Origin of the sequence: Leptotrichia sp. oral taxon 879 str. F0557, from assembly GCF_000469385.1 — a bacterium.
Classification (GTDB): Bacteria; Fusobacteriota; Fusobacteriia; order Fusobacteriales; family Leptotrichiaceae; genus Leptotrichia; species Leptotrichia mesophila.
In genome coordinates this window covers 26,075-37,204 of sequence record NZ_KI271282.1, presented here as the reverse complement: position 1 = coordinate 37,204, position 11,130 = coordinate 26,075, and the positions used below count along the sequence as shown (strand labels likewise).

Genomic DNA, 11,130 nt, shown 5'->3' with positions numbered 1-11,130 from the left:
GTAAGAGCCGATTTAAGAGTTTATTTTTGTTATTCAAGGGGGGAAAATCAAAAATGAGTTTAAATGCTCTCTACGGGGCTTATACGGAGTTACAAGTGCATATCTTAATCAGACAGGGCCTCTAAAAAATGAAAGGCCCTGTATTTTGTTGCAAATTTATTTGTTTTTAGTTTTCTCATTCAATTTTTCAATAATTTCTTTAAAAATACTTGGTTTTTTCAAAGGTACTTTTTTAAATATTTTTTCCATTCTTTCTATTTCTTCATCATCATATCCTGTATCACTTCTATCTAAGTGATATACTTCAAGATAATTTATAAAATCATTTATATTATTTTCTGAACGAAGACTTATAAATGAAAGAAAATCCTTGATTCCAATATAAAATATATATTTTTTATTTGGACTTCGCACAGTTATCACTTTAGGGTTTCTTATAGCGTCTTCTATATCTCCATAAATCAATCCGTTTTCTTCATCTATCGAATTTATCACATTGAATGAAAATCCTAAATTTTCTAAATAATCAATAAAACATATTATAGCTGTTATTCTCTTATTTTCTTTAAATAAAGCACTTAAAATTTCTCTTATCTCTGACTTTTCTTCTTTTTTAAAAAATTTTTCCAATTCATTTAAAGGTATCTCAAGTATTCTAAAAAAATCAAGCAAAGTATTAAATGGTATTGTTCTTTTCCCAACTTCATATTTTTGTATACTTAATTTTGTTATATCCATTTGCTTGGCAAGATTTTCCAAACTCAGCCCTTTTCTTTTTCTATAATTTCTTATTATTTCTCCCAAAATTTTATTATTCAATTCTTTATTATTTTCTTCCATAATTTCTCTCCAATCTTTGTTAGTACCATAATTATATAATAAATTTTACAAAATTTCAATAATTTTTTTAATCAAAAAGATGTATTTTTAAAAAAATATGCCAAAAAGATATTGACAAATTTTAAAAATAGTGGTACAACTATATTGTAATACAAAAGTATAATTTATTTTAAAACACATCTTTTTAGATACAAAAATTATTCTTCTATTATTAATTAGTATTAAACAAAATAGAAAAAAATTATAAAAAAATAACAATAAAAAAATGTAGTTTATTCCAAAAGAAAAGGTAGAAATTTTAAAAGGAGTGAATTTTATGAAAAATAAAAGTTTAGAAAAAGAGGCAATTGAAAAGCATTGTCTTGAATGCTGGGATGATGATAAGGAAAAAGTCTTAAACTGTCCCTATAATAAATGTCCTTTGTGGAAATTTAGATTAAAAGAAGATAAGAAAGGAGAAAAGAATTGATGAAAATAGATACAGAAAAAGTGATAGAAGAGAAGGAAAATTATTATTTAAAGGCTCTTGAATGGTATTCTGAATACGAAATAATATCAAAATCTGAATACAGCAGTATTAATACCTGTTTTAATAATTATATTGAATGCCACGAAAACTCAATGAAATTTACTAAAAATTTAAGATGTAAACGAAGAAGCTGTCCTATATGTGATGAAATAGACAGAAGTGCCAAATATTTTGAAATAATGAAGAAAATAGAAAATTTTAAAAATAGATATTTGATATTTATACTGACAATAAATGGAAAAAATGTTGAAATTGATGATAAAAGTAGATTACAAAATGAATTAAATGTAGTAAGGACAAACTTTAATAAATTAGTCAAAAGTCCTTTTTTAAAAAAGACTGTAAAAGGATATTTAAGAGTAATGGAAATAGCCTACAATCCTGAAAGAAATTCTTTTCTTCCTCATTTACATATTCTACTATTTACAATAAAAGGGATATACAAACATTTTAAAATGAAAGAATTAAAAGAAATGATACAGACTAAATGGAATATTCTAAATGGATTTAAAACCAATGTTCATTTAGAAAAATTAGGTACAGAAGAAAAAATACAAAAAACTGTATCTTATTTAACTCATTCTAAAAAGAAAAGATTGAAAAATTTTTTTGATAATGATGAAAATAAGACAATTCTTTCTATTTATCTAAATATTATAAAAAGGAAAAGAATATATCATTGGAGTAAATTTAAAGAATAAGAATACTTCCTGTCAGACTTAGCCCCTTCGATTGATAATAGCGAATCAAATAAAATAATTTTATGAAATAAATTTTTAAATTATTAAAAACTATAAACAGAAAATATATCTAAAATACAAGTTAAAAATTAAAAAACGTAATATTTAAAAATTTGCAACTTATTTTAACTTATTTTAGCTAAAAATATACTAATAAAAGTAGAGAAAGTAGAGTGGTAAATATGAATTTAGAAGATAAGAGACTAATATACTATACATTGAAAAGTAGAATTAGAAAAAAGAAATTGAACTATAAAGAAATATCAAAAAAAATGAATATATCAGAAAGTGGACTTAATAAAAAAATGAATGGAAAAAATTTTTTTACACAATCAGAAATATATGAATTAAAAGAATTGTTAGAATTGAGTAATGATGAATTGGTACAGATATTTTTTTAAATAAATATATTGCAATAAAAGAAAAATAATATTAAAATTATAGAGCAGATAATGCTTTTTAGTTGGATTTTCAGAATGGAGAAAATATGAAAAAGTATAAAAATGCAAATGGTACAGGGAGTATAACAAAAGTTAAAATAAATAGAACGAATCCTTTTAGAGTTAGAGTTACTAATCCTGTAACTAAAAAAAGACATTCTTTGGGATATTTCAGTACTAAAAAGGAAGCAACAGAAATATTAAATAAATATTTTAATAATCCTTACAATTTAGAAAATCATAGAATTAAATTTAAAGATTTGTTTGAGTTATTTAAAAACAGTAAAAAAGATATTGTTGCTAAAAATACTTTGAACAGTTACATCAATAGTTTTAAACGATGTAAAGAATTACATAATCTGGTTTTTAAAGATATTAGCACTCCAGTATTGCAAAATCTAATAAATGATTTAAATTGTAGTATTTCAACTAAAAGTATAACAAAAGGATTTTTAAAAATTTTTTGGGACTATGCGAGAGAAATAGACATATTGGAAAAAAATAGAGCAGAATTTATAAATTTACCAAAAGAAACTGAAATCAAAGAAAAAAAACCTTTTAATTATGATGAAATAGAAAAATTATGGGAAAACACAGATATAATATGGGTAAAATATATTTTAATTATGATTTACACAGGTATGAGAATCGAGGAAACTGTGGAATTAAAAAAGGAAAATGTAGATTTATATGAGGGATTTATACACGGTGGAAATAAAACTAGAAAAGGGAAAAATAGAAGCATACCTATTCATAAAGATATAGTTGAAATTATAAAAGAGCTTTATGAGAACAGTCCAACAGATTATTTAATATACAATGATAAATGGATATTCAGTAAAAAAAAGAATGAGAATAAGCCTTTAAGAAAAAATTATTTTCGTGAGAAATTTTATAAAACATTGGAAACTTTAAAAATTAATAAACATAAACCTCACGATTGCAGAAAAACACTAGCGACACTTATGAGTAATCAAAAAATAAATAATATTGTGATAACAGATATAATGGGACACGAAAATATTGCGACAACAAAACAATATTATATTCAAACAGATAAACAAAAACTAAAGTTATCAATGAATAGTTTAAATTTTAGAAAAACTTCATAGAAAGCCTTAATTATAGGCTTTTTTCTTGACATTAGTTTTAGTCCAACGCTAGTCCAACGGATAAGGTAAATGAGTACCCTTTTTGGAAAAATCACAAATAAATAAAAAATATTAAAAAATGAAAAAGGTAACTGAATATCTTTTTGGTACTGTATTACCTTGCTTTGTAAAAAAATGGCAAAAAAAATATGCTACCCTTGTGATAGCATATTTAAAAAGGAGTTTTGAAGAAAAAAGTTTTCACTTTTTCTATTGGTCAGATATAATTATACAGAAGGATTCTTATAATAAAATTTTTAAATACTTTTTTTAAACTTTGAAAAAATAATACTCAAACTATATTATTTCTTATTATCTTCTGTTTCTCTATGTGAATTGCAGGTTGAAGCACCTGAACAGCTACAACAATCTGTTCCACAAAAATTTTTATTTTTCTTATAATCTTTATATATTTTTCTAAAGACTGCAAGCACAATTATAGCTGCAATCACAGCAACAATGAATGTTTTTACCATATTTTGTTATCCTTTCAAGATTGTATGATTAATAATAAATTTTATTTAGAAAAATTATTTTAAAATTATATTTTAATCTAAAAATATATTTAAATTACAATAATTCTAGAATTATACAAATAATCGTGCGATATTAAAAAATAATACTGATGCAGCATAAGGTAAGATTAATAACATTGATACTTGGAATACTAATAATTTCCATCCAAACTCCTGTTTTAATGCTCCCATTGCTACAGCACATGGCACTACAAGAAGAACATACAACATAAATGAATAAGCTCTTATTGGACCATATTTGTCATTCCATAGATTTCTAATTGCTGGAACGATATTTCCTCCAGCATCTTCATCGAGATCTTTCTGACTTTTCATTTCCAATGTTGAAATTTTGAAAGTCGCAATATGTCCTAAAGATTTTATAGAATCAAGTACAGCATTTCCTAGGCCAATTCCTTGCTCTTTTAAGTCATTTGCAAAATTATATTCCTGTTGCTCATCCTTTTCCTCTGACAATAAAATTTGCCCTAAAAATCCTACAACAGTTTCCTTTGCTATGATACTTGGCACAATGGAAGCCACAGGTTCCCATCTATCACCAAAACCAGTTGGCTTAAAAACAGGCTGAACAACTTTTGCTGCTTGTCCTAAGTAAGAATTTTCAGCATCTCCTTTATTTGGAAAATATTGGAAAAACCAGATAATTAACAGAATTCCTAAAATTACTATGGTTGCTTTTTTTATATAGGCAAAAGTTTTTGATTTCATATTGTTCCATACAACTTTTGCACTTGGTAATCTATATGGAGGCAATTCTATTAGAAGTTCCGTGTTATTTCCCTTGAAGTAATTGAACCTTTTTAGTATAAATGCCACAAAAAGAGCCATAAATACTCCAAAAAGATAAATTGAAACTACAACTAAGGCTGCCTGTTTGTTGAAAAAAGCTGCCGCAAGAAGAGAATAGACTGGAAGTCTTGCGCCACAAGACATAAAAGTGGCAATAACCCCTGTCAGCCTTCTTGTTTTCTCATCTTCTAATGTTCTTGTAGAATAAATTGCTGGGACTGTACATCCAAAACCGATTAACATTGGGATAAATGCTTTTCCAGAAAGCCCAACCTTTGTCATCATTTTATTCAAAATAAACGCTACACGTGCCATATACCCACTTTCTTCAAGAATTGCCATAAAAAAGTAGATAAAGAACATAAGCGGAACAAATGTCAAGACTGAACCTACTCCAGCAAGAATCCCTTCCAGCACAAAGCTGCTTAGCCAGTCAGGAACTCCTTCAATAGCATGCCCTACATATTTTATTACAAAATCACTAAAAAACCCGTCAATCCAGTCAATAAAGGGCGAACTTCCATCAAATACAATAACAAACACTGCATAAATTATAGCAAGAAATGCGATTCCGCCCAAAAATTTATTTAGAAGTATTTTATCAATTTTATCTGTCAAGGCAAATTTATTTCCAGTACCTCTTGTTAAGTTTGCTGAAATAATTCCACGCACAATTCCGTATCTTGCTCTTGCCAATATGTCTTCAGCTTCAATTCTATAATGTTCCTCAAGATTTTTCTTCTCAAGACTTCCAACATCTAATAAGTTGATCCCAAATTCATTTTTTACTCTTGCTATTACATTTGTATCATTTTCTAAAATTTTGATAACAAGCCAGTCAACAGAGTATCTTTCTAGTATTTTTTTATAGGATTTCTCATTTTTTAATTTATTTTTCAAAGTTTCAATATTACTTTCAATTTCTTTCTCGAATAAAAGTCTGTGTTGTTTATGTTCTGATAAAGTTTGTTTTGAAATTTCAACTACTTTTTCCATAAGCTTATCTACGCCATTTCCAGATTTTCCACTTGTAAAGACTACTGGGATACCAAGCTGCTTTTGAAATCTGTCCACATCCAGCTTATAACCAATTCTTTTAAATTCATCCTCAAAGTTAAGTGCCATAACGATTGGAATGCCAAGTTCCTTTAATAGAGCTGTTAAGTAAATATTTTTCTCAAGCGATGTCGAATCCATAACATTGATTATTACATCAACTTTTTCATTTAATAAAAAATCTCTTGAAACACGTTCTTCAGGAGTATTTATTGATAAATTGTAAATTCCCGGCAAATCGATAAGTTTTATATCTTCATTGCCTATCTTAAAAAAAACTTCTTTTTTTTCTATTGTTACTCCTGGCCAGTTTCCTATTTTTAAACTTGCATGTGAGATTTGATTAATTAAAGCGGTTTTTCCTACGTTAGGATTTCCAACAAATGCTACGTTTATCATTTTACCACCTCAATTTGAATATGATTTGCTAAATTTGTACTGATTACGATTTTTGTTTCCACTGTTTTTATTAAAATATTTCCATTTGCAATATTTTCTATTGTACATGCGTCGCCTCTGCAAACTCCCAAACTTAATAATCGTGTATCCAATGTCCTCTCATCAATATCTTTTAGCAAAAATTTCTCTCCAATTTTTCCTTCCACTAGAGTCATTTTAGTCCATCTCCTCTCATTATTATTTTTGATTTCTGAAGTTTTTTTATTTAAAATAATTTTAAAATAAGTTTTTTGATAAACTTTTAAAGATTCACTTTAAAATTATTTCAAAAGTGTAACAAACACTCTGAAATCCAAATATTTTAGCTATCAAATTAATTTTATACCTTTTTAAAAAATAATGCAAGTTTTTTCTTTTTAAAAAAACATGACATTCTGATAAAATGCTATGAATATATCTGATTCTTTATTTTAACGAAATTATTTAGCAATGTTTTTTCTAAATTCGTCTTTTTTATCAAGCAATATAATGTCTTCTCCCATTTTTGCCTTAATTTAATATTTTCTATGCCCCAGAAGTACATGGCATATAAAATATTTGAAAATGAATGTTTATTGCTAATTTAAAATATAAAAAGGCTTTAGAGGCTCATTTAGAATATCTTGACAAATATTTTGAAAAAGGGAAATTTATATGTACAGGGAAGAAAAGTTTTCCTGAATTAGGAGGAGTAATCTTGTTTAATTCTAACAATTTAGAAGAAGCAAAAAAAATATTGTATGAAGATCCATTTTATATTGAAGAAATAGCAGATTATGAAATAATCGAATTTCAACCAGTTAAGTTTAGTCAAAATTTTTCAATAGAAAATTTATTTTATTAAATAATATAAAAAGAGCTTCTTTAAATTGTATATGAGGACAGCTCTTTATAAAATCAAAAATATCTAATAAGTTAATTTATTATTCTTTGTATAAAAAATTCAAATGAATCCTTTATTTATGATTTTAGTATTCTGATTTTTATCTGCTCCTGTTACATTTTATTTGTATATACACATCAATAAAAACTATTTTTTATGTCAAATTATATTTATTCCAATATTATAAATTATAAAAAATGTACTAAAGAGCAATATCCATTAATTTTGTTTTATAAATTTCTTATAAAATGCTTGCAAATCAAAAAAAATGTGGTACACTTATAATATGAGGTTATTCACTTTTGCTATAAAATAAAAATATTGTAATTTTATAAAGTGAAAACATAAAAATAAATTTTATCTAAAAGGAGGCTCAAGATGGTAGGAATTATCGTTGCAAGTCATGGTGAATTTGCAGCTGGTATAAAGCAGTCGGCTTCAATGATTCTAGGTGAAGCAGAATTATTGGAATCAGTTGTGTTTATGCCAAGTGAAGGACCAGATGACTTATATAAAAAAATTCAAGATGCCATTACGAAATTAGGAACTGAAGAAGTTCTATTTTTAGTTGATTTATGGGGAGGAAGCCCATTCAACCAATCAAATCGTTTCTTTGAAGAAGCACCTGAAAAAAGAGCAATTGTAGCAGGACTTAACTTGCCAATGCTTTTAGCGGCTTTATCAGAAAGAGAAGACTTAAATACAGCTCATGAAGTAGCAAAGGCTATTGTTCCAGAAGGAAGAGATCAAGTCAAGGTTCGTCCTGAAGAATTACAGCCTAAAGAAACAGTAGCAAAAGCAGCAGCTCAAGACGACACGCCAAAAGGAGCAATTCCAGAAGGAACAGTTATCGGAGATGGGAAAATAAAATTTGTTCTAGCCCGTATTGATACACGTTTGTTACATGGACAAGTTGCAACAAGCTGGACAAAAGCAACAAATCCAAATAGAATAATTGTAGTTTCAGACACAGTTTCAAAAGATGAACTACGTAAAAAATTAATCGAACAGGCAGCGCCTCCAGGTGTACGTGCACATGTTATTCCACTTGACAAATTAGTAGAAGTTTCAAAAGATCCAAGATTTGGAAATACAAAAGCATTATTGTTATTTGAAAATCCTCAGGATGCACTTTATGTAATTGAAAAAGGTGTAGATATTAAAGAACTAAATGTAGGATCAATGGCACATAGTGTTGGAAAAGTTATGGTAAACAATGTGCTTTCAATGGATCAAAATGATGTTGACACTTATAAGAAACTTAGAGATTTAGGTGTTCAATTTGATGTAAGAAAAGTTGCTGCTGACAAGAGAGCAGACTTATTTAAACTAATTTCAGAAAAACAAAACGAAGGATTAAAACTTTAATTTTAGGAGGTTATTATGGATTTTAATATTTTATCAATTATTTTAATATTAATCGTCGCATTTCTAGCAGGAATGGAAGGAATCCTTGATCAGTTCCAATTCCATCAGCCAATTATTGCGTGTTCATTAGTTGGAGTTGCGACAGGGCATATAAAGGAATGTGTTATGTTAGGTGGAGCTTTACAGTTAATGGCTTTAGGTTGGGCAAATGTAGGAGCGGCAGTTGCTCCAGACGCGGCTCTTGCTTCTGTAGCTTCGGCAATTATTTTTGTTAAAGCTGGAAAATTTGATGCTGCAGGTCAAACTGTAGCGATTGGTACAGCGATTGCACTTGCTACAGCTGGGTTAGTTTTAACTATGGTTGTTCGTACTTTATCAGTAGTTATTGTTCACCAAGCTGATAGAGAAGCAGAAAAAGGAAATTTCAAAGGTGTAGAATTATGGCATATGGTTGCACTTGCATGTCAAGGTTTACGTATTGCTATCCCTGCCCTATTATTGTTATTTATACCTTCTCCTGTTATTCAACATGCTCTTAAATTATTGCCAGAATGGTTTACTGATGGAATGAAAATTGGTGGTGGATTCGTTGTAGCAGTAGGATATGCAATGGTTATTAACTTAATGGCAACTAAAGAAGTATGGCCGTTCTTCTTCCTAGGTTTTGCATTAGCACCATTAAATGAATTGACATTGATTGCAACTGGTATTATAGGTGTATGTGCAGCTATTATTTACTTAAATGTTACAAATAATAAAGGTAACGGTGGCGGAGATGGCGGAGCATCTTCTTCTGGAGATCCGCTAGGTGACATTTTAAACGATTATTAATAAGGGAGGAACAAGAAATGGCAGAAAATAATAGAATAAAATTATCAAAATCAGATCGTCGTAGTGTAATGTTACGTTCTCAATTTCTTCAAGGTTCTTGGAACTACGAACGTATGCAAAATGGAGGTTGGGCTTATTCTTTAATCCCAGCATTGAAAAAATTATATCCAAATAAAGATGATGCTTCAGCAGCTTTAAAAAGACATATGGAATTCTTTAATACTCACCCATATATTGCTGCACCAATTTTAGGAGTAACTCTTGCTCTTGAAGAAGAAAGAGCAAATGGAGCAAAAATTGATGATGCAGCTATTCAAGGGGTAAAAGTTGGAATGATGGGACCACTTGCAGGAATCGGAGATCCAGTATTCTGGTTCACAGTACGTCCAATTTTAGGAGCAATTGCAGCTTCATTGGCAGCAGGTGGATCACTTATAGCACCTTTCTTCTTCTTTATTGTATGGAATGTAATACGTATAGCCTTTTTATGGTATACTCAAGAATTTGGTTACCAAAAAGGTGCTGAAATTACAAAAGATTTATCAGGTGGTTTATTACAAACAATTACTAAAGGAGCATCCATTTTAGGAATGTTCGTTATGGGAATACTAGTTCAACGTTGGACAACAATTAATTTCCCAATGGTTGTATCAAAAGTTCCTTTAGCAAAAGGGGCTTATGTAGAATTTCCAAAAGGACCTATAGACAGTACCCAGTTACAAAAAATTCTTGGAGATGTAGCAAAAGGATTATCGCTTTCTCCAGAAAAAGTAACGACTTTACAAGATAACTTAAATCAACTAGTACCAGGATTAGCGGCTTTATTATTAACATTCCTATGTATGTGGTTGTTAAAGAAAAAAATAAGTCCAATTCTAATTATCTTTGGATTATTCTTAGTTGGAATTTTAGGACATTTAGTTAAAATATTCTAAAAATAAAGAATTACTACTAATTAAATAATTGGAAAATCTATGTAAAGGAGAGAAGTTGGAACTAAAAAGCCAACTTTTTTCTAATTTTATATATAAATTTGAATTAAAGAAATGAGGAATAAAAGTGGCTATTTCAATGAATACAAAAGTGTTGTTCACTACAAAGGCAAATTCTTTATCGGGAATGATTGGAAATAAAAATGGAAATATACTTGTAGGTGATAAAGCCTTTGAATTTTATAATAACCGTAATCCCGAAGACTATATTCAGATTCCTTGGGAGGAAATTGTAAGAGTAAGAGCACAGATTTTTTTTAAAGACAAATATATTCGTGGTTTTTTCATAGATACTAAAAGTGCTGGATCGTATAATTTTGTTGTAAAAAATGCTGGAAAAACACTAAAGACAATGCGTGATTTTCTTGGAAATGAAAAAATTGTAAGAAATAAACCTGTATTGTCGCTGAAAAAAGTGTTTGAATGGTTTAAGAAGAAATAAAAATTACAGATTTGAAAATAAAAATGGACTAACTTAATATATGGTAGTCCAATTTTTTTATTTTATAAATATAGTAAAACTAGTTTAAAACAGAA

Annotated in this window: 13 protein-coding genes; 9 read left to right on the top strand and 4 right to left on the bottom strand. The window is 28.2% G+C overall.

The features are described 5' to 3' along the window. Window positions 1-156: 156 nt before the first annotated feature. Entirely contained in the window at window positions 157-840 is a 684-nt protein-coding gene (locus HMPREF1552_RS00205) for a helix-turn-helix domain-containing protein (protein WP_021742999.1), read from the bottom strand. Window positions 841-1,156: 316 nt separating this feature from the next. On the opposite strand from HMPREF1552_RS00205, the gene HMPREF1552_RS12390 reads away from it, so the two are divergent. From HMPREF1552_RS12390 to HMPREF1552_RS00190, 4 genes are all read left to right on the top strand, one after another. Continuing rightward, window positions 1,157-1,309 (top strand): hypothetical protein, encoded by a 153-nt coding sequence (locus HMPREF1552_RS12390; RefSeq protein WP_021742998.1) that lies wholly within the window; start codon window positions 1,157-1,159, stop codon window positions 1,307-1,309. After that, window positions 1,309-2,070, top strand: a complete 762-nt coding sequence (locus HMPREF1552_RS00200) for a protein rep (protein WP_021742997.1) — start codon at window positions 1,309-1,311, stop codon at window positions 2,068-2,070. Before HMPREF1552_RS12390 ends, HMPREF1552_RS00200 begins: the two co-directional genes overlap by 1 nt. 221 nt (window positions 2,071-2,291) lie before the next feature. Continuing rightward, the gene (locus HMPREF1552_RS00195; RefSeq protein WP_021742996.1) at window positions 2,292-2,510 is read left to right on the top strand and encodes a helix-turn-helix transcriptional regulator; all 219 of its coding nucleotides are present in this window, start codon (window positions 2,292-2,294) and stop codon (window positions 2,508-2,510) included. An 86-nt stretch (window positions 2,511-2,596) separates the two neighbouring features. Beyond that, the gene (locus tag HMPREF1552_RS00190) at window positions 2,597-3,661 is read left to right on the top strand and encodes a site-specific integrase (protein ID WP_039900844.1); all 1,065 of its coding nucleotides are present in this window, start codon (window positions 2,597-2,599) and stop codon (window positions 3,659-3,661) included. A gap of 341 nt (window positions 3,662-4,002) precedes the next feature. On the opposite strand, the gene HMPREF1552_RS11725 is transcribed toward HMPREF1552_RS00190, so the two are convergent. The 3 genes from HMPREF1552_RS11725 to HMPREF1552_RS00175 all read right to left on the bottom strand — a co-directional run bounded on the left by HMPREF1552_RS11725 (window position 4,003) and on the right by HMPREF1552_RS00175 (window position 6,695). Further along, a complete protein-coding gene (locus HMPREF1552_RS11725; RefSeq protein WP_021742993.1) occupies window positions 4,003-4,176 on the bottom strand; it encodes a FeoB-associated Cys-rich membrane protein in 174 nt (57 codons plus the stop codon). A 111-nt stretch (window positions 4,177-4,287) separates the two neighbouring features. Beyond that, window positions 4,288-6,480, bottom strand: a complete 2,193-nt coding sequence (gene feoB, locus HMPREF1552_RS00180; protein WP_021742992.1) for a ferrous iron transport protein B — start codon at window positions 6,478-6,480, stop codon at window positions 4,288-4,290. Then, entirely contained in the window at window positions 6,477-6,695 is a 219-nt protein-coding gene (locus HMPREF1552_RS00175) for a FeoA family protein (protein WP_006805216.1), read from the bottom strand. The genes feoB and HMPREF1552_RS00175 overlap by 4 nt, the downstream gene beginning before the upstream one ends. Before the next feature lie 392 nt (window positions 6,696-7,087). On the opposite strand from HMPREF1552_RS00175, the gene HMPREF1552_RS00170 reads away from it, so the two are divergent. The 5 genes from HMPREF1552_RS00170 to HMPREF1552_RS00150 all read left to right on the top strand — a co-directional run bounded on the left by HMPREF1552_RS00170 (window position 7,088) and on the right by HMPREF1552_RS00150 (window position 11,035). Then, complete coding sequence (locus HMPREF1552_RS00170) at window positions 7,088-7,363, top strand: YciI family protein (protein ID WP_021742991.1); 276 nt, start codon at window positions 7,088-7,090, stop codon at window positions 7,361-7,363. Between the two features lie 417 nt (window positions 7,364-7,780). Beyond that, a complete protein-coding gene (locus HMPREF1552_RS00165) occupies window positions 7,781-8,770 on the top strand; it encodes a PTS sugar transporter subunit IIB (RefSeq protein WP_021742990.1) in 990 nt (329 codons plus the stop codon). 15 nt (window positions 8,771-8,785) lie between these two features. Next, a complete protein-coding gene (locus HMPREF1552_RS00160; protein WP_006805212.1) occupies window positions 8,786-9,601 on the top strand; it encodes a PTS mannose/fructose/sorbose transporter subunit IIC in 816 nt (271 codons plus the stop codon). A gap of 17 nt (window positions 9,602-9,618) precedes the next feature. After that, complete coding sequence (locus HMPREF1552_RS00155; protein WP_021742989.1) at window positions 9,619-10,536, top strand: PTS system mannose/fructose/sorbose family transporter subunit IID; 918 nt, start codon at window positions 9,619-9,621, stop codon at window positions 10,534-10,536. A gap of 124 nt (window positions 10,537-10,660) precedes the next feature. Further along, window positions 10,661-11,035, top strand: a complete 375-nt coding sequence (locus HMPREF1552_RS00150) for a DUF956 family protein (RefSeq protein ID WP_039900842.1) — start codon at window positions 10,661-10,663, stop codon at window positions 11,033-11,035. Window positions 11,036-11,130 lie beyond the last annotated feature (95 nt).